The following is a 23,725-nucleotide window of genomic DNA, read 5'->3' as shown; positions in this document are numbered from 1 at the left end:
TTCAGTTGGCCGGCCTTTCATCTGCCAAACCGTAGACGCGTTCGGCCTTCGAAAAGCCCGCGATCGGAAATTCGCCGAGGTTGCTCCAGCCGCCGTCGCAGATGCCGGCAAAGCCTTCCGACGCCACGATGGTGCGACTGAGCCGGCCGGCGATCTTTTCCAATCGGGCCGCGAGATTAACGGCGGGGCCGATGCAGGTGAAGTCGAGCCGGTTGCCGCCGCCGATATTGCCATAGAGAATTTTTCCGACATGCAGCGCGACCCCGAAGCGAAAGCGCTCGATGGTTTCTCCGATTCGATAATTTATGGCGTCGACGCTGGCACGCGATTCTCGCGCGGCTTCGAGCACGTTGGCGCAGACCCTGCGGTTGTCGCCCTCCGCTTCCGCGATCGGAAACACCGCGAGGAGCCCGTCGCCCATGAACTTCAGCACCTCCCCGCCATGGTTCCTGATAGCCGGCACCTGGCAGTCGAAATAAACATTGAGAATATCGACCACGGTCTCGGCCGGCAGCCGGTCTGACAGCGCCGTGAAGCCGCGCAGGTCCGACAGCCAGATCGCCGCATGCATGGTCTCGGTGTGGCCGCGCCTGATCTGGCCGCGCAGAATGCGCTCGCCGGCGCGGTTGCCGACATAGGTATCGAGCAGGATCGAAGCCCTGCGGCGCTGGTTCGTGATCTCGACCAGCCGCGCCAGCGGCGGCATCAGGGATCGCAGACCGTTCAATTGTTCGTCGCTGAACCCGCCCGGCTCTTTGGTGGTCCAGCTCGACGCATGAGCCGCGCCATCGGTCGAAAGCAGCGGCAGCGCGATATAGTCGGTGACGCCCTCGGTGCGCATATCGTCGAGAAATGGAAAGCGCCTGCTTTCGGGATCGTCGATGCGACGCCTGACCTCCCGGCCCTCGCCGAACACGATCGCCAGCGGACTGTTTCGAAATTCGGGCGAATCCAGCAGATCGAAATCCGCGGTGCCGTAGGTGACCTCGGCGTCCGGCTTCCAGATGAAATTGACGCCGAGAATATCGGGGTGCAAGGTCCGGACGAAGAGGCCTACGCGCCACAGCGGCAGGCCCGCGCTGACCAGCCGTTCGCAGAATTCCGCCACCATCAGGCGCGGTTCGACGGCCGACCTCGCGCCGTCGATCAGCCAGTCGGAAATTTTCTTCTGCTGTTGCGGGTTCATGACCGGTGCATTTGCGCGCAAGTTTTGGATACGTCAAGGCGGGGCGGTTTACAACTCAACGTCGTCCCCGCCTAGTGCGCAATTGCGCACGGGGCGCGGGGACCCATACGCCGTGGCCCGGCGTTTTGGCACGCTGGCTAACAGCTTCTGCTCCAACTGATGACGGTGGTTATGGGCCCCTGCGTTCGCAGGGACGACGTTAGTGTCGTGCGTTCGCGCGCAATGAATCGTTGCGGATTCAATTTACAAACAGCAGCCCGCAACCGTTCCGCCATCTCAGCGGCGTAACGGCGGATTACGCTACCGCTAATCCGCCCAGAGTCTACCCCACCTGCCCGCGATGCCGCAGAAAATGATCCGCCAGCACGCAGGCCATCATGGCCTCCCCGACCGGCACGGCGCGGATGCCGACGCAGGGGTCGTGGCGGCCCTTGGTCATGATGTCGGTGTCGGCGCCGCTGCGGTCGACGGTACGGCGCGGCGATAAAATCGACGACGTCGGTTTCACCGCGAAGCGCGCCACCACCGGCTGGCCGGTGGAGATGCCACCCAGGATGCCGCCGGCATGGTTGGACAGGAAGCTGACGCCCTGATTGCCCATCCGCATCTCGTCGGCGTTTTCCTCGCCGGACAGTTCGGCCGCGCCAAATCCGGCGCCGATCTCGACGCCCTTGACCGCGTTGATGCTCATCAGCGCCGCGGCGAGATCGGCATCGAGTTTTGCGTAGATCGGCGCGCCCAGTCCTGCCGGCACGCCTTCCGCCGTTACTTCGATCACCGCGCCGATCGACGATCCCTTCTTTCTGATCCCGTCGAGATAGCCTTCGAAGAACGCGGCCTTGTCCTTGTCGGGACAGAAGAACGGATTCTTTGCGATCTCGTCCCAATCCCACTTGTCGCGATCGATCCTGTGCGGCCCCATCTGCACCAGCGCGCCGCGCACGGTCACGCTCGGAAGAATCTTGCGCGCGATGGCGCCGGCCGCGACCCGCGTCGCGGTTTCCCGCGCGGAGGAGCGTCCGCCGCCGCGATAATCGCGCAGGCCGTATTTGGCCTCATAGGTGAAATCGGCGTGGCCCGGGCGAAACTTGTCCTTGATGTCGGAATAGTCCTTGGAGCGCTGATCGGTGTTCTCGATCAAAAGCGCGATCGGCGTGCCCGTCGTCACCTGCACGCCGGTCTCCGGATGCGCCATCACGCCGGAGAGAATTTTTACCGCGTCGGCTTCCTGGCGCTGGGTGGTGAACCGCGACTGTCCGGGACGGCGGCGATCGAGATCGTGCTGGATGTCCTCATTGGTCAGCGGGATCAGCGGCGGACAGCCGTCGACCACGCAGCCGATCGCGATCCCGTGGCTTTCGCCGAAGGTCGTGACCCGGAACATGTGGCCGAAGGTGTTGAAGGACATGGTGCTTTGCGTTCGTCCGCCGCTGGTGACATTCCGCATTGTTGCGGATGGTCAACCTGTGGTAACGCGCCTCGGAAGAGGGGTCAAATGCCCCCTGGTTCGTCATGCCCGGGCTTGTCCCGGCCATCCACGCCTTACTTGCAGCGCGTTCGTTAAAGAAGACGTGGATGCCCGGGACAAGCCCGGGCATGACGGTGCCGATAGACCGCGCTCCAGTTCACCCTCAACTATACTTCTGCATCCCGGCCTCGTCGAAAACATAGACCACGCCCTGCCCGATCGGCGTCTCGGAGGCCTCGAGCGGCGTCGCAAGGCCGAGCGCGACCATCAGCGCCCGCATGGTGCCGCCATGGGCGACAGCGACCGTGTCGACGAGAAGGGAATCGAACCACTCCCCCACGCGCGACGTGACGCTCGCATAGCTCTCGCCCGCCGGCGCGGCGACACCCCATTTGTCCTCATTGCGGGCGGCGAATGTTGCCGCGTCATGCAGCTCCATCTCGGGCAGCGTCAGGCCTTCCCACCGGCCATAGCCGATCTCGCGCAGCCGATCGTCGATGGCGTAACCGCCGCTCGGCAGTTGCAGTGCGCCAAGCACCAGCTCCATCGTCGACCGGGCGCGACCAAGCGGGCTGGCCACGAATGCCAGCGAACCTGCCTCGCGCCCATCGCGCTCCACCAGATCGGCGAGAATGCCGCCGGCGGCCACCGCCTGCGTACGGCCGAGGTCATTGAGAGGGATATCCTGCGATCCCTGGAAGCGTCCCGCGGCATTCCATGCGGTCTCGCCGTGGCGGATGTAGTAGATGACAGGCATTTTCCCTCCGGGTCATTGCCGGGCTCGACCCGGCAATCCATCTTCAAAAAGTCTTTTGAAGGGATGGATGCGCGGATCAAGTCCGCGCATGACCGACATTGATAATCGCGGCCTTCGTCAGTCCTTCGCCAGCGAGTTACTCAGCGAAATGTCCGGCGCGTCGGGGCGCTTCATGCCGACGACGTGATAGCCGGAATCGACGTGATGCACTTCGCCGGTGACGCCGCGCGACAGGTCCGACAGCAGATACAGCGCGCTGTCGCCGACTTCCTCGATCGTCACCGTGCGGCGCATCGGCGCGTTGTATTCGTTCCACTTCAGGATATAGCGGAAATCGCCGATGCCCGACGCCGCCAGCGTCTTGATCGGCCCCGCCGAAATCGCGTTGACGCGGATGTTCTTTTCGCCGAGATCGGCTGCCAGATAGCGTACGCTCGCCTCCAGCGCCGCCTTGGCGACCCCCATCACGTTGTAATGCGGCATCCATTTCTCGGCGCCGTAATAGGTCAGCGTCAGGATCGAGCCGCCGCCGGTCAACAGCTTTTCGGCGCGCTGCGCGATCGCGGTCAGCGAGTAGCAGCTGATCAGCATCGTCCTGGAAAAATTGTCGGCGGTGGTTTCGAGATAGCGACCGTCGAGCTGGTCCTTGTCGGAAAACGCGATCGCGTGCACCACGAAGTCGATCTTGCCCCATTTCTCCTTCAGCAGATCGAACGCTGCGTCGATAGTCGAGGGATCGGTGACGTCGCAGTGGCCGAGCAGGATACCGCCGAGTTCCCTGGCCAGCGGCTCGACCCGCTTCTTCAGCGCGTCGCCCTGCCAGGTCAGCGCAATTTCCGCGCCCGCCGCATGGCAGGCCTTGGCGATTCCCCATGCAATCGAGCGGTTGTTGGCAACGCCGAGAATCACTCCGCGCTTGCCCTGCATCAGACCTGAATTTTGCGGCATCCGGTTTCCAATCGACCCTGGTCAGGTCTCGGGGTACACCAGCGCTCCCGGCCGGTACAGCCCAAATCCGCCCCTGGTCCGGGCTGTTTGCCATGCAGCCTTAACAGCTGGAATAGTGGCGTGATTTCGGTGTTATGTTGCGTGAGGCGTTCGCGTGACCCGGTATATTGGACGCCAGCCGGACGAGCCCCAGGGCTGAGCTTCATGACCGCGTTTCGCCAAAGTGTCGAAGCCATGATTCCGGCCCTGCGCCGCTACGCCCGCGCGCTGGCGCGCGATGCCGATATCGCCGACGATCTGGTGCAGGATACGCTGGTGCGGGCGCTGCGTTCGGAACGGCTGTTCATCGGTGGCGACGTCAGGAGCTGGCTCTATACCATCCTGACCAACCTCAACAAGAACCGCCGGCGATCGCTGGCGCGGCGGCCGCAATTCATGCCGCTGCTCGACAACGCTCCCGACGCCAGCGGGACCGAGGCCGAAGGCCGCGACATCGCCCGCGCGCTGGCAACGCTGGTGGAAGAGCAGCGCGCGGTGTTGCTGTTGGTGATGCTGGAAGGCTTGAGCTACCGCGAGGTCGCCGACATTCAGGGCGTTCCGATCGGCACCGTGATGTCGCGGCTCGCCCGCGCGCGCGCCCATGTCAAGGCATCGCTCGAAGGCGAACGCCCCGCGCTGCGGAGGGTGAAATGATGGCAGGCATGTCGGCTGTGATGAACGCGTTCGAACCACGATGGTTTTGCTTTCCCTTCTTTTTTCCGCGGGGCGCGACATCCCAGCCGGCCGCCACGCCATTTTCGATTGAGCCTGGACAGAGACAACGACCATGACCGACCCAAAGATTCCCGTCACCGAAGACGAGCTGCACGCCTATGTCGACAATGAACTGCCGGCGGAGCGTCGCGGCGATGTCGAGGCGTGGCTCGCAGCGCACGACGATGATGCCGAACGGGTGCAGTCATGGCGGACGATGGCGGAGGCGCTGCATGCGCGTTACGACGCGGTCGCCGACGAGGCGGTGCCGAGGCGGCTCGAGATCGAGCGGCTGGTGAGGAAGCCGCGCCAATGGATCTACGGCGCGATCGCGGCGAGCCTGGTGGCATTCATCGCCGGCGGCGGCGTCGGCTGGATGGCACGCGGTGCCGCCACCTCGCCGTCGACGTTCCAGGATTTCACGGTGGATGCGCTGGATGCGCACCGGCTCTATGTGGTCGAAGTGCGGCATCCGGTCGAGGTGCCCGGCAGCGAACGTGCCCATCTGCAGCAATGGCTGACCAAGCGCTGCGGCTGGAACGTGCGTGCCCCGGAACTCGACGCGACCGGGCTGAAGCTCGTCGGCGGGCGGCTGTTGCCCGGTCCGACCGGACCGGCCTCATTCCTGATGTATGAGAGCGCATCGGGTGAACGCTTCACGATCTATGCCGCGCGCGCGGCGACCGAGACGACGCAGATGCGGTATGCCAAGCAGGACAATGATGGCGCGCTGTTCTGGACCGATCGCGGCGTCGGCTACGTAGTGAGCGGCGACAGCGACCGCCAGCGCCTGGCCCAGATCGCCCGCCTGGTCTACGACCAGGCCGAGAAAAGCGGCGGATAAATTTATGTCATAGTCTATGTCCCAATTCCGACATTGAAAATCTGGAATCAGGACACGGGTGCGTCTAACTATCGCACCGGTGCTCACGCGAAGTTGTGGTGCGTTCGATCCGCCGATCGACGCTAGCAGCCTCGGCTGGGGTTTGTACCGCGCTGGTCCCCCGGTCGAGGCTGCACTTTTTTTGGGCAGGCGTAAAGGCGATCAGCCTAGATCGCCGCGCGGATTATAGGGATGTCCGGCGCGCCACTTCTGCATTAACGCCTCAAGGTCGGCGTCGTTCCCGTCCGGCAACATGATGCGGGTGGTGACGAACAAGTCGCCGGTCGCGCCGGTCGCCTTCGGCAGCCCCTTGCCCTTGAGCCGAAAGGTCCGGCCGCTCGACGTGTTCTTCGGGATCGACAACTCGACCGCGTTGCCCAATGTCGGCACACGGACTTTGCCGCCGAGCACGGCTTCATAGAGTGTGATCGGCAGATCGACCCGCAGATCGCTGCCTTCGACCTTGAAGAAGGGATGCGGCGCGATCGAGACCGTGATCAGGAGATCGCCGGGGCGATGGCCGGGCGCGGTCTCGCCCTGCCCCTTCAGCCGGATCTGCTGACCGGCGGTGACCCCGGGGGGAATCTTGACATTGAGTTCCTTGCCGGTCGGGAGCCGGACGCGCTTTTCAACGCCTTTGACCGCCTCTTCCAGCGACACGGTCATGGCCACGGAAAGATCGAGATCGAGCGCGATGCCGCCGGGATCGAATTCGAAGGTATTGCCGGCGCCGGGCCGGGCGCCCCGCGCCGCGGCGCCGCCGAACATGCTGTTGAGGATGTCCTCAAACCCGCCGCCGCCCATGCCCCCGGGACCGGCGCCGCCGGTCCGGAAGGTGTGGGTCTCGAAACCGCCGCCGGGTGAGGCTCCGCGCGCGCGCGGGTCGCCGCCGGGAAAGCCCTGGAAACGCGGCTTGCCCTCGGCGTCGATTTCGCCGCGATCGAACTGCTTGCGCTTGTCCTCGTCGCCGACGATCTCGTTGGCCGAATTGATCTCGGAAAAGCGCGCCGCTGCCTTCGGATCGCCCTTGTTGTTGTCGGGGTGATGCTTCTTGGCAAGCTTGCGATAGGCGCTCTTGATCGCAGCGGCGCTGGCGCCCCGCGGCACCCCCAAGACCTCATAGGGGTCGCGCATCCGTCACGTCTCCTTTAGAAAAATCAGATGTTGAACTTCAGGCGGCCCGCCCACCCCGGTTTCATCTGGGGTGTTCGTGGCATTTTTGCAACGGGAAGGCCAGGATCAGCCCTGTCTCCACGGTTTCAATGTATGAATCTCCCACTGGCCTCGGCCGGTCTTGCAGCCGGCGCCCTGCAGCCAGCTTTCCGACCGGCCGTTGACGTAGCTTGCCAGAAAATCCCTGCAGGTGCGCCCATCCGAGGAATAGGCCTGCGCCAGCGGCGTCACCGAGCCACGCGCGCCGGTCTCGGGATTTTCCCAAGGTTGGCTCGCATCCTTGTCGCCCCTGGTCAAGACGTCGGAGGCGGCATTGCGGGCAAAGGCAAGGTCGCTCTCGGTCGGCGCCGGCGCGCGCGCCTGGACTGCGCCGATCGAACCCGTTACCTCGTTGTTGGTAGCCCTCGCGAAGGCGCCGTCGGAGTGCGACATGCTGCAGCCGCCCGAGCCGACACCGATTAGAATCAATGTCATTACGACACCCGCCGGCCTGATCGCCGATAGGCCAACGCGTCCCCATGCCTTATATAGGGCAAGCCTGCACAGGGGCTGCAGCGCGCTCTGGACCGCGGGCGAACGCAACTCGGAACTCCCTGAATGACCGACACGACCTCCATCAAACACCCCACAGCGTTAACATCCGGTGATTTCACCGCGGCCGAGGAGCCGTTTGGGCTGTTCGGCGACTGGTTCGCTGAAGCCGTGAAGGCCGAACCCAACGATCCCAACGCCATGTCGCTGGCCACCGTCGACGCCGATGGCCTGCCCGACGTCCGGATGGTGCTGATGAAGGGCTATGACGCCGACGGTTTTGTCTTCTATAGCCATATCGCCAGTCAAAAGGGCCGCGAACTCGCCGCAAATCCTAAGGCGGCTTTACTGTTTCACTGGAAGTCGCTGCGCCGACAGGTCCGTATCCGCGGCAACGTGTCGCCGGTCACCGCGGCCGAAGCCGACGCCTATTTCGCGACACGGCCGAAGCAGGCCCAGATCGGCGCCTGGGCAAGCAAGCAATCGCAACCGCTGGAAAGCCGCTTCGCCTTCGAACAGGCGATCGCGACCGTCGCAGCCAGGCACATCCTCGGCGAGGTGCCGCGGCCGCCGGGCTGGAGCGGCTGGCGCATCGCGCCCGTGCAGTTCGAGTTCTGGCACGACCGTCCGTTCCGCCTGCACGACCGCATCGAGTTCCGCCGCGCAGGCCCGGACCAGCCATGGTCGAAGACGCGGCTTTATCCATAGAGTAAACCGTCATGGCCGGACCAAAGCGCGAAGCGCGTCTTCAAGCTAATGTCCCGGCCATCCATGTCTTTACTCGCGGCCAGTTTTGAAAACGTGGATGCCCGGCACAAGGCCGGGCATAACGGAGATCGAGAGAACCGTTTATGCCGAATGCGACCCACAATGGACCGCGGCGAACGCTGCTTCTGACCGGAGCCAGCCGCGGCATCGGCCATGCCACCGCGATCCGCTTTTCCTCGGCTGGCTGGCGCGTCATCACCTGCTCGCGGCATCCCTTCCCCGAGGAATGCCCGTGGGGCGCCGGCCCCGAGGATCACATCCAGGTCGACTTCGCCGACCACGCCGACACCACGCGGGCGATTTCCGAAATCCGCGAGCGGCTGGAAGGCGGCACGCTGCATGCGCTGGTCAACAACGCCGCCATTTCGCCGAAGGCCGCCGGCGGTGGACGGCTTGGCTCGATCGACACCGACATCGACACCTGGAGCCATGTGTTCCGGGTCAATTTCTTCGCGCCGATCATGATGGCGCGCGGGCTGATCGAGGAACTGAAGGCCACCAAGGGCTCGGTGGTCAACGTCACCTCGATCGCGGGCTCGCGTGTGCATCCATTCGCGGGCGCGGCCTACGCGACCTCGAAGGCGGCGCTGGCTTCCCTGACTCGCGAGATGGCGTCAGATTTCGGCCGCGTCGGCATTCGCGTCAATTCGATCGCACCGGGCGAGATCGACACCTCGATCCTGTCTCCGGGCACCGAGAAGATCGTCGCCGAGCAGATCCCGCTGCACCGGCTCGGCACGCCGGACGAAGTTGCGAAGATCATCTACGTGCTGTGCACGGAGACCAGTTCCTACGTCAACGGCGCCGAGATCCATATCAACGGCGGCCAGCACGTGTAGCCGCAGTCGAGCCGTCATCACCGGGCTTGACCCGGTGATCCATCTTCTTCGACAAAACTTTTACAATGATCGATGGATTGCCGGGTCAAGCCCGGCAATGACAGCGCGTTTGTGTTGCCACTTTGCTGCCCATCCTATGAAGCGAGATCGAATCGCCACACGTGGAACTCAATCCGCATAAAACTTGCGCGGCGCCTCGTGCAGGCGCGGCGCCTCGGTGTTGAGGGCGCCGGAGCATTCGTCTTCGCGTTCGCCCTCCGACAGCGCCGCGCCGCAATGCCGGCAGGCCCGCGCCGACATCGCAGACGCTTTGCCGCCCTGTTGATAGCGAGCGAAATCGACGACGTTGCGTCCTCGGGTTATGACTTTCTCAACCATTGCTGTCCCTCGCGACGTGAGACAGTGTTATGACAGAAAGGGTTCGCTCAAACGTTCAGCGCAACGCTCAAATTTTACGGGAGAAATTGAGGCACCGATGCGATGCCCTGTACTCAATGCGAGACGTAGTTTCTTAACCTCGTCCTGCTTTGCGCGAAGAGCTTGAAGCGCTACAACCACTTCTTCCACTTGAAAAACACGTAAGGTCCGACCGCGGCGAGCAGCATCATGATCAGTGCCAGCGGGTAGCCGTGCGTCCATTCCAGTTCCGGCATGATCTTGAAATTCATGCCGTAGATCGAGGCGATCAGGGTCGGCGGCATCAAAACCACCGCCATCACCGAAAACAGCTTGATGATGTTGTTCTGCTCGAGATTGACGACGCCGAGCATCGCGTCCAGCACAAAAGTGATCTTGTTGGAGAGATAGGAGGCGTGGTCGGTCAGCGAGGTGACGTCGCGCTGCATGGTTTTGAGCTGCTCGCGCATGTCCTTGGACCATTTGACGCCGTCGACCGCGGCGGCGACGAAGGTCACCACCCGCCCGATCGAAACCAGGCTTTCCCGGACCTTGGAGGTGAGATCGCCCTTGCGGCCGATCGCGATCAGGATGTCGGAATAGCGCTTGGCGTGGCCGGTGCGCGCGGCGCCCTCGGGCTCGAAAATATGATGGCTGATATTGTCCATGTCGCTGCCGGCGCGCTCCAGAATATCGGCGTTGCGGTCGATCACCGCGTCCAGCAGTTCCATCAGCACCATTTCGCCGGTAACGCCCGATGGGCAGGCGCGCGCCAGCTTGTGCTCCACCAGCACGAACGGCTTCGGCGCGTCGTAGCGCACCGTCACCAGGCGGTGGTTGGCGAGAATGAAGGTCACCGCCGTGGTGCGCGGATTCTCGGTGTCGGCGTCGCACATCAGGGTGGCCGTCATGTAGCGGGCGCCCCTCTCGATATAGAGCCGGCTGGAAATCTCGATCTCCTGCATGTCCTCCCGGGTCGGCACCGCAATCCCGGCCAGCCGCTCCACGGCGTGGTCCTCCACCGCGGTCGGCTTCACGAGGTCGATCCAGACCGCGCTCTCCGGCAGCGCGGAAAGATCGGCGCTGGCGACTTTTTTCAGCGAGGTTTCGGCAGGGACGAATACCGACAGCATGGGGAACTCCGGAACCGGGCGCGCGGCCCACCAACAGGACTTAGCCAGATTCTGGCATGGGCGTGACGACCAGTGTTAACGCCGATCCGCATTTGTGGCGGCGGGGCGGCGGCAGCGTGGCACTGATTCGGCCGCCGCGCCGTACCTGCCCAAAAATGAGCCGAAATCCACCGGATTTGCGGCAAAAAAGACACAGCCGGCGTGCCGCAGCGCGGCACGAGCATCTAAGGTCTGGAATTGTGACCGATTTAGACGATAATGCGATTAATGGAATCGTGGCGTTAGACGCGCAGCATTTGCGCGCGAACGCGGGGCTTTCGATCGGAAGTGCACAATGTCGTCGCTGAAAGTTAAACTGGGACTTGTGTTGGCCGCCGGTCTGATGCTGTCGGGATGCATGGAGACCACGACCTACGAGGCGACCAACAGCAACGCCTTCAAGCCGCGCGACAAGGAATTGCTGGCCAAGATCCGCTACACCAACGTTCCCATCCCCGAGCCTTTCCGCCGCGCCATCGTCGACTATCACCGCAAGGAAGCGCCCGGTTCGATCGTGGTCGATTCCGACAATCACTATCTTTATTACGTGCTCAATGACGGCAAGGCGATCCGTTACGGCATCACCGTGGGCGAGGAAGCGATGGCCTGGTCGGGCATCGCCAAGATCGGCAGCATGACCGAGTGGCCGCCCTGGCATCCGACCAAGGGCGAAATCGAACGGCTCGGCGTGCCGACCTTCGTGCCACCGGGGCCGGACAATCCGATGGGTTCGCGCGCGCTGTATCTTTACTCCGGCGGCAAGGACACCCTGTTCCGGATTCACGGCACCAACCAGCCGGAATATATCGGCGCGTCGATCTCTTCCGGCTGCATCCGGTTGACGAACGAGGACGTGATCGATCTGTATAGCCGGGTCAAGATGGGCACCATCGTGGTGGTGCTCGAGCCGCACCATGGCGACTCGCCGTACAATTCGCAGATGGCGCTGCAAGGCGGCGGCAACTCGGTCCAGTAGCCGCCTCGCTTCTCGCGACGGTCGACGATCTATCAAAAGCGCCGGTTTTGCCGGCGCTTTTTCGTTGACGGCGGGGTGTCGCCGGCGTTCGGCGCAGCAGTATCTGACCTCGCCGCGTCTGACTTGGCTGGATCTGACTTGGCTGGATCCGACTTCGCCGGATCGGGCTTGGCCGCGTCGGATTTGGCGGCGACTTCGCGTGGTGGCGCTTCATCCGGCCGCTCAGCCGGCAGCAGCGGCGCAATTCGCGGCAGCGGGTCCCACACGTCCCACTGGCAGATTTTGTAATTGTTGTGCCGCTCCATCAGGTCGAGATGGATATGGTCCTCATGGTAGCCGTCCGAGCCGGGTCCCAGCACCGTCGTAAATCGCGCGCACACCGAATGCAGCACGTTCTCGCGAACTTCGCGCGGCACCGTGCGGTCGGTGAGCGAGATCGACTGGCCATCGGCGAGCTTCAGGGCGCGGACGTCGAGCGCGTTGGCGCGACCGTGCTCGGACAACTGGGCGCCGGCCACGCGGTTGCGGCCGCGGCATTCGAACGAGTCGAAATTGTCGAGATCGCTGACGACGCTGCCCAGGCTCGCTGCCAAAGGGGTCATGTCGGTGCGGATCCAGTCCGCGATCGCCGAGGCCATGGTGCAGCGGAGGATCGCCGCGGGCTTCAGCGCAACCCGATGCTTGTCCGGCAGCACCACCGCCTCCAGCCGCACCAGATCCTCGCCGCCGCAGCCGCCGGGGCCGTTGATATCGGGGATGCTGGGGGCGATGGCGATCTCCTCGGTCAGCGCCAGCCGGCAGGCCGAGGGCGGCGGCGGCGCGGTGGCAGCCCGTTCGGCCGGCTTCTCAGGCTCGGCCGGCGGCGGCGTCTGTTTCGCCACTGCCGGCTTCTCCGGCTCGATCACGGGGGCCTGTGCCGGGCGCGGTTTCGGTAACGGCACGGGTGCCGGGAGCGCGGCCCGGCGCAGCTTCGGCCGGTGCGGGCCGAACAGGTCGCCCCATGGCCCCTGCAGCCAGGGGGCGGGTCTTTTCGCCGCCGCCGGTTCGGCTTGCACGCCAAGCGTCGCCAGCACAATTGCGGTGGTAACCAATATTGCCGCTGCGGTGCGGCCAAAGGTGCCACAAGGCCATTTGCGCTGCGCTTTCCCCGCGCTAAACTTCATGCAATTCCTTTGGGAATAAGGATGAGGAGGAACGTTGGTATGCTTGGCTTGATGCAAGACTGGCCTTTGCTTTGTCACCGGATTATCGAGCACGCAGCCGCGGTACATGGAACGCAGGAAGTCGTCACCCGCTCGGTCGAAGGGCCCATCCATCGCACCAATTACGCCGAAATCCGCGATCGCGCGCTGAAGGTCTCACAACGCCTCGATCGCGATGGCATCAAGCTCGGCGACCGCGTCGCCACCATCGCATGGAATACCTGGCGCCATCTCGAAGCCTGGTACGGCATCATGGGGATCGGCGCGATCTGCCACACCGTCAACCCGCGGTTGTTTCCCGAACAGATCGCCTGGATCGTCAACCATGCGCAAGACCGCGTGGTGATGACCGATATCACCTTTGTGCCGATCCTGGAAAAGATCGCCGACAAATTGTCCAGCGTGGAACGCTACGTCGTGTTGACCGACAAGGCGCACATGCCGCAGACGACGCTGAAGAACGCGATCGCCTATGAAGACTGGATCGCGGAAGCCGACGGCGACTTCAAGTGGAAGACCTTCGACGAAAATACCGCGGCCGCGATGTGTTACACCTCCGGCACCACCGGCGATCCCAAGGGCGTGTTGTATTCGCATCGCTCCAACGTCCTGCACGCGCTGATGGCCAACACCGGCGATTCGCTGGGCGCCAATGCCGGAGATACAATGCTCCCGGTGGTGCCGCTGTTCCATGCCAACAGCTGGGGCATCGCTTTCTCGGCCCCCTCGATGGGCACCAAGCTGGTGTTGCCGGGCGCGAAACTCGACGGCGCCTCGGTGTTCGAGCTGCTGGAGACCGAGAAGGTGACGCATACCGCCGGGGTTCCGACGGTGTGGCTGATGCTGCTCAACCATATCGCCTCCAACAACCTGAAGCTGCCGCACCTGCGAATGGTGGTCTGCGGCGGCTCGGCGATGCCGCGCTCGATGATCAAGGCGTTCTACGACATGGGGGTCAAGGCGCGCCACGCCTGGGGCATGACCGAGATGAGCCCGATCGGCACCCTTGCCGCGCTCAAACCTCCGTTTGCCGAACTCACCGGCGAGGCCCGGCTCGATATCCTGCAGACCCAAGGCTATCCGCCGTTCGGCGTCCAGATGAAGATCACCGACGATTCCGGCAAGGAGCTGCCGTGGGACGGCAAGACCTTCGGCCGGCTGAAAGTGGCGGGCCCCGCGGTCTCGAAGGCCTATTTCCGCGTCGATGCCAACATTCTCGACGAGGACGGCTTCTTCGACACCGGCGACGTCGCCACCATCGATCAGCACGGCTATATGCGGATCACCGATCGCTCCAAGGACGTGATCAAATCCGGCGGCGAATGGATCTCGTCGATCGATCTGGAAAATCTCGCGGTCGGACATCCCGCGGTCGCGGAAGCCGCCGTGATCGGCATCCATCATCCCAAATGGGACGAGCGTCCGCTGCTGATCATCCAGCTCAAGGCCGGCCAGACCGCCACGCGCGAGGACATCCTGAAATTCATGGATGGCAAGATCGCCAAATGGTGGATGCCGGACGACATCGCCTTCGTCGAGGGCATTCCACACACCGCGACCGGCAAGATCCTCAAGACCGCGCTGCGCGACCAGTTCAAGGCGTACAGTTTCCCGACTGCGGCGCATTAGGTTTTTACTTTCCTTCTCCCCTTGTGGGAGAAGGTGGACGCGATGCATAGCATCGCGGACGGATGAGGGGTCTGTCTCCGCGGATAGAGACCCCTCATCCGCCTCCGCTTCGCTGCGGCACCTTCTCCCACAAGGGGAGAAGGGAAGAAGTCCCGCCGACAGTCACCAGTCCCCTTGAATTCGCCGCAGGTCCGTGGTCTCAAACGGGACAGTTTGCAGCCCTGCGCATGTCGCCGGGCCAGGTTCCAACCCGGTAGATTATAACCGATGGCCCGCAGGTTTTCCGCTCCCTACCAATCGGAGCCCGTGTCCAGCCTCGCCTCATGGGCGCGCAACTTGGCGGTGTTTTCGGTGGTCGCGGTGCTGGTCTCGATCCTGATCGTCCGCTTCGACTTCCTCGAAATGAAACCGGCACTGGCGACGTTCTTCGGCGCGCTGGCCTGCGCCGGCCTCTCCATCCTGGTTGGGCTGGCCGCCTTTGTCGCGATCTGGCACAACGGCTCGCGCGGCATGAGCCGCATCCTGCTGGCGCTGTTGATCGACGCGGTCGTGCTGGCCTATCCCGCCTATCTCGGCGTGCTATATCGCAAACTGCCGCAGATCCACGACATCACCACCGATCCGATCGATCCGCCGCGCTTCGACGCGCTGGCCCGGCTGCGCACCGGCGACGGCGCCAACTCCGCCGTCTATGCCGGGCTTTATTCCGCCGAACAGCAGCGTCGGTACTATCCCGATATCGACACGGTGGAACTCGAAGTCTCCGCACAGCGGGCCTATGACGTCACCCTGCAATTGGTCAAAAAGCGCAAATGGCTCGTGATCGACGAGCGCGCCCCGCAGCCGCCGGGGCGCATCGGCCGCATCGAGGCGGTGGCGCGGACCCCGATCATGGGATTTCGCGAGGACGTCTCGATCCGCGTCGCGGCCGACGGCGAGGATTCGCGGGTCGATATTCGCTCCTCGTCACGCTATTTCGAAAGCGATCTCGGCAGCAACGCCGCGCGCATCACCAAGCTGATCGACGACATCAACACCGCCGTCGAGAATACCAGCCTCAAGCCGGTGAAAAAGCCGCTGCCGCCGGTCAAGACGCCGGCGAAGGTCGTGAAGAAGTGAGGTGGCGAATGGCGAGTGGCGAGTTGCGAATGGAAAAAGCTGAGCGCGCGCTCGACCTTCTTCCCTATTCCCTATCGCTACTTGCCATTCGCCAGCCTGTACGTCCCGCCGATCACCGGGTCGCCGTCGGTCGCAACGATTCCGCGGCCGACCAAATCCTCCAGATGCGCCAGCACGGAATAGCCGGCAGCCCCCATCAGCCGCGGGTCGATGCCGATATAGATCGCGCGCACCATGGTGGGAATATCGGCTTCCCCCTTGGCCAGACGATGCAGGATCGAGGCTTCACGGGCCTGACGGTGCCGGATCAGGAAACGCACGTAGCGCGGTCCTTCCGGGATTTCCGGTCCGTGGCCCGAAAAATACAAATCCTCGCTGCGCTGCGCCAGCCGTTCGAGCGAGGCCATGTAGTCGATCATCGATCCGTCCGGCGGCGCCACGATCGAGGTCGACCAGCCCATCACGTGATCGCCGACAAAGGAGATTTTGCGCTCCGGCCAGGCGAATGCCAGATGGTTGGCGGTGTGACCCGGCGTCGCGACCGCTTGCAGCGACCAGCCCGCGCCCTCGATGGTCTCGCCGTCGCGCACGGCGATGTCGGGCGTGAAGTCGCGGTCGGCGCCGGATTCGGGATTGTGCTTTTCGCTCTCGTAGCGCGGCCGCGAGGCACGATGCGGGCCCTCGGCATAGACGGTGGCGCCGGTCGCGGCCTTGATCCGCGCGGTGTTCGGCGAGTGGTCGCCGTGGGTGTGGGTGACCAGGATATGGGTCACGGTTTCGCCGCGCACGGCGTCCAGCAGCGCCGCGGCATGGGCTTCGTCGGCGGGGCCGGGATCGATGATCGCGACCTTGCCCTCTCCGACGATGTAACTCACCGTGCCCGTGAAGGTGAACGGGCTCGGATTGTCGCAGAGAATCCGCCGCACGCCAGGGCGGACTTGCTCGACGACGCCGGGCTTCAAGGGAAAGTTGCGGTTGAACGGAACGTCGTCGTTGTCGGCCATGGGATTTTTATTTCACCGTCATTCCGGGATGGCCCGAAGGGCCAGACCCGGAATCTCGACGAGTTGGAATGACGCGGTTGGAGATTCCGGGTTCGCGCCTTTGGCGCGCCCCGGAATGACGAGGTGTTGCTACGAAAACGCCTGAATGCCGGTGATGGCGCGGCCGAGGATCAGGGCGTGGACGTCGGCGGTGCCTTCATAGGTGTTGACGGTTTCCAGGTTCGCGGCGTGACGCATCACGTGATATTCGATCTGGATGCCGTTGCCGCCGTGCATGTCGCGGGACATGCGCGCGATGTCGAGCGCCTTGCCGCAATTGTTGCGCTTGACGATGGAGATCATCTCCGGCGCCATCTTGCCTTCGTCCATCAGCCGCCCCACGCGCAAGCTTGCCTGCAAGCCGAGCGCGATGTCGGTCTGCATGTCCGCGAGCTTCTTCTGCACCAGCTGCGTCGCCGCCAGTGGCCGGTTGAACTGCTTGCGGTCGAGCGTGTATTGCCGCGCGCGGTGCATGCAGTCTTCCGCCGCCCCCATCGCGCCCCAGGAAATGCCGTAGCGGGCGCGGTTGAGGCAGCCGAACGGCCCCTTGAGGCCGGACACGTTGGGCAATAGCGCGCTCTCCGGCACTTCCACGCCTTCCATCACCACCTCGCCGGTCACCGACGCGCGCAATGAGAGCTTGCCGCCGATCTTGGGCGCCGAGAGGCCCTTCATGCCCTTTTCGAGGATGAAGCCGCGGATGTGGTTATTGTGCTCGGCCGATTTTGCCCACACTACGAACACGTCGGCGATCGGCGCATTGGAAATCCACATCTTGGTACCGGTCAGCCGGTAGCCGTCGGCGGTCTTCTCGGCACGGGTCTTCATGCCGCCGGGATCGGAACCGGCGTCGGGCTCGGTCAGGCCGAAGCAGCCGACCCACTCGCCGGTGGCGAGCTTGGGAAGGTATTTCTTGCGCTGGTTCTCGTCGCCATAGGCATAGATCGGGTGCATCACCAGCGAGGACTGCACCGAATTCATCGAGCGATAGCCGGAATCGACGCGCTCGATTTCGCGCGCCACCAGGCCGTAGGCGACGTAGCTCGCATTGGCGCAGCCATATTCTTCCGGCAGGGTGATGCCGATCAGGCCGAGTTCACCCATCTCGTGGAAGATGTCGCGGTCGACCTTTTCTTCCAGATAGGCCTTGGTGACCCGCGGCAGCAGTTTGTCCTGCGCATAGGCGCGCGCGGTGTCGCGGATCATGCGCTCGTCTTCGGTGAGCTGCTCGTCGAGCATGAACGGATCGTCCCACTGGAAATTCACCGGGGACGGCTTGTCCTTGGTCTGAGGGCGCACGCTCATGAAAATTCCTTTCGCATCATGTCTTGCGGATTTATTCACTAAGTTAAAGCGCTACAAGCGGAAGCGCAATTGGATTGGTTCCGTCATTCCCCGATGTGCAACCAAACATCTGAGGGCGCGCGAAGCGCGAACCCGGTCCAAGGATTCCCCGATGTACAATTGCACATCCGAGGTCTGGTCCTTCGGACCATCTCGGAAGGACGGTATAACCTATCCCTCAAGGTCTTCGTTGGAGATGATCTCGATGCCGAAGCCGGACAGTCCCTTGTAGTCGTGCACCGACGACGTCAAGTGACGGATCGAGGTGACGCCGAGATCGCGCAGGATCTGCGCACCGACGCCGACCTCGCGCCATTGCCGGTTGCGGTCGGCTTCGGCGGATTTCTCCTCCGGAAGCGGCGTGACCGGGACGCCCGCGGCGCCGTCGCGCAAATAGACCAGCACGCCGCGGCCGGCCTTCCTGAAATGTTCGAGCACGGCCTGCATCCGCTTCGGCCCGGTGAAGATGTCCCTGACGATGTTGGGCTTGTGAAATCGCGTCAGCACATTCTTGCCGTCGCCGATGCCGTTATAGACGAAGGCCACATGCGCGATGGAATCGAACGGCGAGCGATAGGCATAGCCCTGCAACGGGCCGATCGGGCTTTCCGTGATGAAGGTCGAGACCCGCTCGATCAATTTCTCGCGCGCCTGGCGGTAGGCGATCATGTCGGCGATGGTGACATGCTTGAGCTTGTGGGCGGCTGCGAACCGCGCCACCTGCTCGCCCTTCATGACGGTACCGTCGTCGTTCATCAACTCGCTGATGACGCCGACCGGCGGCAGGCCGCTCAGCTTGCAGAGATCGACCGCGGCCTCGGTATGGCCCGAACGCAACAGCACGCCGCCGTCGCGCGCGATCAGCGGAAAGACGTGGCCGGGCCGGGCGAAATCGTTGGCGCCGGCATTCGGATTGGCCAGCGCGCGGCAACAGGAGGCGCGTTCGTCGGCCGAAATGCCGGTGCCGCCGTCCGGCTTGTAGTCGATCGAGACCGTAAAGGCGGTGGTGTGGTTGGATTCATTGTGCGCCACCATCGGATCGAGCCGCAGCCGGCGCGCGTCTTCGCCGGTGATCGGCGCGCAGACGATGCCCGAGGTGTGGCGGATGATGAACGCCATCTTCTCGGCGGTGCACAGCGTTGCCGCGACGATCAGATCGCCTTCACCTTCGCGATCGTCGTCATCGGTGACGACGACGAGTTCGCCATGGGCGAAGGCTTGCAGAACTTCCTGGATCGGATCGGCCATTGGAGGGGTCTCGTTGCTATGCCGGGAGCATTAGCCGGACTCGCGGGCCCGCGCCAGCTTCAATACGCAGGGCAGGACGGCGCGGAGGCTAGCGACAACCGCTGCAAACCTGTTTAAGTTCGGAACCAACAAAGAACAAGGGAGACGCCGTTCATGACTTCAGCACCGTTCGACTTCGCACCCCTGCTGCCCCCGGGATTGCCCGCGCCGGCGGCGAAGTGGACCGGCCTGGCGAAATACAGTTTTGTCGGCGGCAACAACGATCCGGACCAGGTCCCGGTCGAGGGTCTGATCGACGCGGTCAACGCCGTGCTCAAACGCGAGGGGCAAACGCTCGCCACCTATGGCCTGTCCAGCGGTCCGCAGGGTTACCGTCCCCTGCGGGAGTTTCTGACCACAAAACTCAAGCGCGATGCCGGCCTCGACTGCGGCGCCGACGACATTTTGATCGTGTCCGGCTCGCTGCAGGCGCTCGATCTCGTCAACGCGACGCTGCTGGCGCGGGGCGACACCGTGATCATCGAGCAGGACACCTACCAGGGCGCGCTGAACCGGCTGACCCGGCTCGGCGTCAACGTGATCGGCATTCCCCTCGATCACGGGGGCCTGCGGATGGACGCGTTGGCAGCGGCGCTTGCCGATCTCGAGCGCCGCGGCATCACGCCGAAATATATCTATACCATTCCGACCGTCCAGAACCCGACCGGCACCATTATGCCGGAGAGCCGCCGCGTCGAGCTCCTCAAGCTCGCCGAACAATACGGCGTGCCGATCTTCGAGGACGATTGCTACGCCGACCTGATCTGGGACGGACAGCGCCCGCCGGCGCTCTACGCCATGAGCAAGGCCGCCAACGTCATCCACATCGGCTCGTTTTCCAAGTCGATCGCGCCGGCGCTCCGGGTCGGCTACATCGTCGCGCCCTGGAACGTATTGTCGCGCATGCTGTCGCTGAAGACCGACGCCGGCTCCGGCGCGCTCGAACAGATGGTGCTTTCGGAATATTGCGCGCCGCATTTCGCCTCGCATGTGCCGAAGCTGACACGGGGCCTGCGCGCCAAGCTCGACACCCTGATGGAAGCGCTCAACGAGCAATTCGGCACTTCGGCGGAGTTCGACGACCCCAGGGGCGGCATCTTCCTGTGGGTAAAACTCCCCGACAATGTCGATACGCTCAGACTATACCAGGCCGCACTTGCCGCCGGCGTCGCCATCAATCCTGGGCCGGAATGGTCCACCGACAAGGCCTATGCCGGCAGCCGGCTGCGGCTGTGCTTCGCCAGTCCGTCGCATCAGCAGATCCGCGAAGGCGTCGCCGTGCTGGCCGAGGTCTGCCGCAAGGAGTTCGGCGTGCCGGCGAGAATCGCGAATGTGGAGACGCACGCGCGGGCATGACCGCCAGCGGTCACGATGTCACTCGCCCGTGATGCCGGCGTCGGCGATCAGCTTTCCCCATTTTGCGCTTTCGCTCTGGATGAACTGCGCAAACGCTGCCGCCGACGAAGGCGCCGGCTCGGCGCCGAGCAGCCGGATCTTTTCGGCGACGGTGCGATCGTCCAGGGCCTTCACGAACGCGGCGTTCAGCCTTTCGATAATCTCGGGCGGCGTGCCCGCGGGCGCAACGAGACCGAACCATCCGACCGATTCAAATCCGCTGAGGCCGACTTCCGAGAGCGGCGGCACTTCCGGCAGGAACGCCACCCGCTTCGCCGCCGATACGCCGAGGGCTTTCAGCCGGCCGTCCCGGATCAATTGCTGGGACGCCGGGATGTCCAGCACCGCGAGCGGGATATGGCCGGCAAGAACGTCGGCGGCGGCCGGCGCGGTGCCGCGATAGGCGATGAGCTGAAGCTGGATGTCCGCCTTCTGCGCGAACAGCGCCGACGTCAGGTGCATCGCGGTGCCGTTGCCGCCATGCCCGATCGACAACTCGCCGGGATGGGCCTTGGCCGCGGCGATGACGTCGCCGACCGAGGCGAATTTGGATTCCTGCGAGGCCACCAGCACGAAGGGAATTTGAGCCAGCAATGTGATCGGAGCGAGATCCTTCAGCGGATCGAACGACATCGCCGCGCGGTTGAGATGCGGATTGACCGTGAGCACGCCGGCCGCGGCGACGCCGAGCGTGTAGCCATCGGGAGCCGCCTGCGCCACCGCCGCCATGCCAATATTGCCGCCGGCGCCCGAGCGGTTCTCGATCACGATGGCCTGGTGCAGGTCCTCGCCAACCAACGGCTGCAGCGCGCGGATCACGATGTCGGCGCTGCCGCCGGGCGGAAAGGTAACGATGATCTTGATCGGCTGATCCGGATATGCATGTGCTGTGTCGGGCGCAAGCAGCGGCAGGCTCAGCAGGAAAGCAAGGACACAAAGCGCTATTTGCCGGACCGACTGAAGCATCTAATCTCTTTCCACCAAATTCCGGCAAGAACCCGAGCCTCGATTATGCACGATCACCCCACCGCGACAAGCAACTCCATCAGCACAGGCGTGCTGGTGGTCGGCGCCGGTCCCGTCGGTCTTACTTTGGCGATGGATTTGGCGCGCCGCGGCATTGCCGTCGTGGCGGTCGAAGTCAGGAGCGCCGGGGAGCCGCCGAACGTCAAATGCAATCACGTTTCGTCGCGGTCGATGGAGGTGTTCCGCCGGCTCGGCGTGGCGCAGGGGCTGCGCAACGCCGGCCTGCCTGCGGACTATCCGAACGACTGCGCCTACCGCACCACCACGACCGGCATCGAACTGTCGCGCATTCCGATTCCATGCCGCCGCGATCGTTATACCTCGACGGACGGACCGGACACCGATTGGCCGACCGCGGAACCTCCGCATCGGATCAATCAGATCTACATGGAGCCGGTGCTGTTTGCCCATGCTGCCGGCATCGACGGCCTGAAAATCCTCAACCGCACCGCGTTCGAGGATTTCGAAGAACAAGCCGATGGTATCGTCGCCACCGTGCGCGATCTCGATAGCGACACGACCTTTCGGATTGAGGCCGACTTCATCGTCGGCTGCGACGGCGCGCGTTCTTTGGTCCGCAAGGCGATCGATGCGACGCTGCAGGGCACGCCCATCATCCAGCGCGTCCAGTCGACCTATGTCCGTGCGCCCAAACTGCTTGACCTGATGGGACCGCCGGCCTGGATGACGCTGTCGCTCAATCCGCGGCGTTGCGGGACCGTGGTTGCCATCGATGGCCGCGAGAACTGGCTGATTCACAATCATCTCAACCGCGAGGACGAGACCTTCGAGTCGGTCGATCGCGACGGCTCGATCCGCGCGATCCTCGGCGTCGGACCCGATTTCGAATACGAAATCCTGACCAAAGAAGACTGGGTCGGCCGGCGGCTCGTCGCCGATCGGTTTCGCAGCGGACGCGCGTTCATTTGCGGCGATGCCGCGCATCTGTGGATGCCCTATGCCGGGTACGGAATGAATGCCGGTATCGCCGACGCCACCAACCTGGCGTGGCTGCTGGCCGCGTCGCTGCAGGGATGGGCAGATCCGGCGATATTGGACGCCTATGAGGCGGAGCGGCTGCCGATCACCGAGCAGGTTTCCCATTTCGCCATAGACATGGCCGGCAAAGTGCTGGGCCAGCGCCGCACCGTTCCCGACGAAATCGAGCAGCCGGGCGCCGAAGGCGATGCGGTTCGCCAGCGGGTGGGACAGGCCGCCTACGATCTGAATGTGCAGCAATACTGCTGCGGCGGCCTCAACTTCGGCTATTTCTACGATCGCTCTCCGATCATTGTGTACGATGGGGTAGAGCAGCCCGCCTACACGATGGCGGACTTCACCCCCTCGACGATTCCGGGATGCCGGGTGCCGTTCTCGAAATTGCCGGATGGCCGCCCGGTCACCGATGCCTTCGGGCCGGGCTACACGCTGCTGCGACTCGATCCGGACATAGCGGTCGCGCCGTTGGTGAAGGCGATGCGCGAAGACAGGGTCCCGATCGAAGTCGTCGACGTCGATACCAACGGTTCTCACGCGCCCTACGATCGCAAGCTCATCATTGTCCGGACCGACCAGCATGTAGCATGGCGCGGCGATGCGATCCCCGACCAGCCGGAAAAGCTGGTCGGTATCCTGACCGGCAGGGCGAGCGAAGGTTTCGCGCAGTAAGTAAGTGCGGGAGGCGGAACGGGCGAGACGTCACCTCACCGAAAACGGCGATTGATACACCGGCCGAACGGCACGCCGTTGATCGAGGTCTGGATCGGCTCGCAAGCCGCCGAGCGATCGCGGGCGCATTGCGTGCCGAAACCGAAATGCTAGACTTTGGCG

22 protein-coding genes are annotated in these 23,725 nt (G+C 63.8%); 9 read left to right on the top strand and 13 right to left on the bottom strand.

Features of this window, described 5'->3' with window-relative positions; all coding sequences use genetic code 11:
• Position 1 precedes the first annotated feature (1 nt).
• From B5527_RS09285 to fabI, 4 genes are all read right to left on the bottom strand, one after another.
• Positions 2–1,186, bottom strand: a complete 1,185-nt coding sequence (locus B5527_RS09285) for an adenylate/guanylate cyclase domain-containing protein (protein ID WP_079601019.1) — start codon at positions 1,184–1,186, stop codon at positions 2–4.
• A 322-nt stretch (positions 1,187–1,508) separates the two neighbouring features.
• On the bottom strand, positions 1,509–2,594 hold the full coding sequence (gene aroC / locus B5527_RS09280) for a chorismate synthase (protein ID WP_079607178.1): 1,086 nt from the start codon (positions 2,592–2,594) through the stop codon (positions 1,509–1,511).
• A gap of 223 nt (positions 2,595–2,817) precedes the next feature.
• Entirely contained in the window at positions 2,818–3,411 is a 594-nt protein-coding gene (locus tag B5527_RS09275; protein WP_079601018.1) for a histidine phosphatase family protein, read from the bottom strand.
• A gap of 117 nt (positions 3,412–3,528) precedes the next feature.
• Positions 3,529–4,359 carry an enoyl-ACP reductase FabI gene (gene fabI / locus B5527_RS09270; protein ID WP_079601017.1) on the bottom strand — a complete coding sequence of 277 codons (831 nt, stop codon included), beginning with the start codon at positions 4,357–4,359 and terminating at the stop codon, positions 3,529–3,531.
• A gap of 204 nt (positions 4,360–4,563) precedes the next feature.
• Here fabI and B5527_RS09265 point away from each other — a divergent pair, with 204 nt between their 5' ends.
• On the top strand, positions 4,564–5,052 hold the full coding sequence (locus B5527_RS09265; RefSeq protein ID WP_079601016.1) for a sigma-70 family RNA polymerase sigma factor: 489 nt from the start codon (positions 4,564–4,566) through the stop codon (positions 5,050–5,052).
• A 133-nt stretch (positions 5,053–5,185) separates the two neighbouring features.
• Entirely contained in the window at positions 5,186–5,956 is a 771-nt protein-coding gene (locus B5527_RS09260) for an anti-sigma factor family protein (RefSeq protein ID WP_079601015.1), read from the top strand.
• A 201-nt stretch (positions 5,957–6,157) separates the two neighbouring features.
• On the opposite strand, the gene B5527_RS09255 is transcribed toward B5527_RS09260, so the two are convergent.
• Both B5527_RS09255 and B5527_RS09250 read right to left on the bottom strand, forming a co-directional pair.
• Complete coding sequence (locus tag B5527_RS09255; protein ID WP_079601014.1) at positions 6,158–7,129, bottom strand: DnaJ C-terminal domain-containing protein; 972 nt, start codon at positions 7,127–7,129, stop codon at positions 6,158–6,160.
• Positions 7,130–7,234: 105 nt separating this feature from the next.
• Positions 7,235–7,642 (bottom strand): RT0821/Lpp0805 family surface protein, encoded by a 408-nt coding sequence (locus B5527_RS09250; RefSeq protein WP_079601013.1) that lies wholly within the window; start codon positions 7,640–7,642, stop codon positions 7,235–7,237.
• Between the two features lie 123 nt (positions 7,643–7,765).
• Here B5527_RS09250 and pdxH point away from each other — a divergent pair, with 123 nt between their 5' ends.
• Together pdxH and B5527_RS09240 are read left to right on the top strand one after the other, a co-directional pair.
• Positions 7,766–8,407, top strand: coding sequence for a pyridoxamine 5'-phosphate oxidase (gene pdxH, locus B5527_RS09245; protein WP_079601012.1), 642 nt, complete (start codon positions 7,766–7,768; stop codon positions 8,405–8,407).
• 143 nt (positions 8,408–8,550) lie between these two features.
• Complete coding sequence (locus B5527_RS09240; RefSeq protein ID WP_079601011.1) at positions 8,551–9,306, top strand: SDR family NAD(P)-dependent oxidoreductase; 756 nt, start codon at positions 8,551–8,553, stop codon at positions 9,304–9,306.
• A 168-nt stretch (positions 9,307–9,474) separates the two neighbouring features.
• Here the strand turns inward: B5527_RS09240 and B5527_RS09235 are convergent, their stop codons facing one another.
• Both B5527_RS09235 and B5527_RS09230 read right to left on the bottom strand, forming a co-directional pair.
• Entirely contained in the window at positions 9,475–9,684 is a 210-nt protein-coding gene (locus B5527_RS09235; protein WP_154072120.1) for a hypothetical protein, read from the bottom strand.
• A gap of 170 nt (positions 9,685–9,854) precedes the next feature.
• Positions 9,855–10,835, bottom strand: coding sequence for a magnesium transporter CorA family protein (locus B5527_RS09230; protein ID WP_079601010.1), 981 nt, complete (start codon positions 10,833–10,835; stop codon positions 9,855–9,857).
• A 334-nt stretch (positions 10,836–11,169) separates the two neighbouring features.
• On the opposite strand from B5527_RS09230, the gene B5527_RS09225 reads away from it, so the two are divergent.
• Complete coding sequence (locus tag B5527_RS09225) at positions 11,170–11,850, top strand: L,D-transpeptidase (RefSeq protein WP_079601009.1); 681 nt, start codon at positions 11,170–11,172, stop codon at positions 11,848–11,850.
• 32 nt (positions 11,851–11,882) lie between these two features.
• Here B5527_RS09225 and B5527_RS09220 read toward each other — a convergent pair whose 3' ends face one another.
• Complete coding sequence (locus tag B5527_RS09220; protein ID WP_079601008.1) at positions 11,883–13,013, bottom strand: extensin family protein; 1,131 nt, start codon at positions 13,011–13,013, stop codon at positions 11,883–11,885.
• A 39-nt stretch (positions 13,014–13,052) separates the two neighbouring features.
• Between B5527_RS09220 and B5527_RS09215 the strand changes: the two genes are divergently transcribed.
• Entirely contained in the window at positions 13,053–14,681 is a 1,629-nt protein-coding gene (locus B5527_RS09215; RefSeq protein WP_079601007.1) for a fatty-acid--CoA ligase, read from the top strand.
• A 267-nt stretch (positions 14,682–14,948) separates the two neighbouring features.
• Entirely contained in the window at positions 14,949–15,800 is an 852-nt protein-coding gene (locus tag B5527_RS09210) for a DUF1499 domain-containing protein (RefSeq protein WP_079601006.1), read from the top strand.
• Positions 15,801–15,877: 77 nt separating this feature from the next.
• Here B5527_RS09210 and B5527_RS09205 read toward each other — a convergent pair whose 3' ends face one another.
• The 3 genes from B5527_RS09205 to ribB form a co-directional block, all read right to left on the bottom strand.
• Entirely contained in the window at positions 15,878–16,804 is a 927-nt protein-coding gene (locus tag B5527_RS09205) for an MBL fold metallo-hydrolase (protein ID WP_079601005.1), read from the bottom strand.
• A 129-nt stretch (positions 16,805–16,933) separates the two neighbouring features.
• Positions 16,934–18,148: an acyl-CoA dehydrogenase gene (locus tag B5527_RS09200; protein WP_079601004.1), complete on the bottom strand. Its 1,215-nt coding sequence runs from the start codon at positions 18,146–18,148 to the stop codon at positions 16,934–16,936.
• Between the two features lie 210 nt (positions 18,149–18,358).
• Positions 18,359–19,435, bottom strand: a complete 1,077-nt coding sequence (gene ribB / locus B5527_RS09195; RefSeq protein WP_079601003.1) for a 3,4-dihydroxy-2-butanone-4-phosphate synthase — start codon at positions 19,433–19,435, stop codon at positions 18,359–18,361.
• A 153-nt stretch (positions 19,436–19,588) separates the two neighbouring features.
• Between ribB and B5527_RS09190 the strand changes: the two genes are divergently transcribed.
• Positions 19,589–20,830, top strand: a complete 1,242-nt coding sequence (locus B5527_RS09190; RefSeq protein WP_079601002.1) for a PLP-dependent aminotransferase family protein — start codon at positions 19,589–19,591, stop codon at positions 20,828–20,830.
• An 18-nt stretch (positions 20,831–20,848) separates the two neighbouring features.
• Here the strand turns inward: B5527_RS09190 and B5527_RS09185 are convergent, their stop codons facing one another.
• Positions 20,849–21,835: a Bug family tripartite tricarboxylate transporter substrate binding protein gene (locus B5527_RS09185; protein ID WP_079601001.1), complete on the bottom strand. Its 987-nt coding sequence runs from the start codon at positions 21,833–21,835 to the stop codon at positions 20,849–20,851.
• A gap of 45 nt (positions 21,836–21,880) precedes the next feature.
• Here B5527_RS09185 and B5527_RS09180 point away from each other — a divergent pair, with 45 nt between their 5' ends.
• Entirely contained in the window at positions 21,881–23,563 is a 1,683-nt protein-coding gene (locus tag B5527_RS09180) for an FAD-dependent oxidoreductase (RefSeq protein ID WP_079601000.1), read from the top strand.
• The last annotated feature ends 162 nt before the right edge of the window (positions 23,564–23,725 follow it).

This window comes from Bradyrhizobium erythrophlei, assembly GCF_900129425.1.
Lineage (GTDB): Bacteria > Pseudomonadota > Alphaproteobacteria > Rhizobiales > Xanthobacteraceae > Bradyrhizobium > Bradyrhizobium erythrophlei_C.
This window is presented reverse-complemented; position numbering and strand designations above follow the sequence as displayed.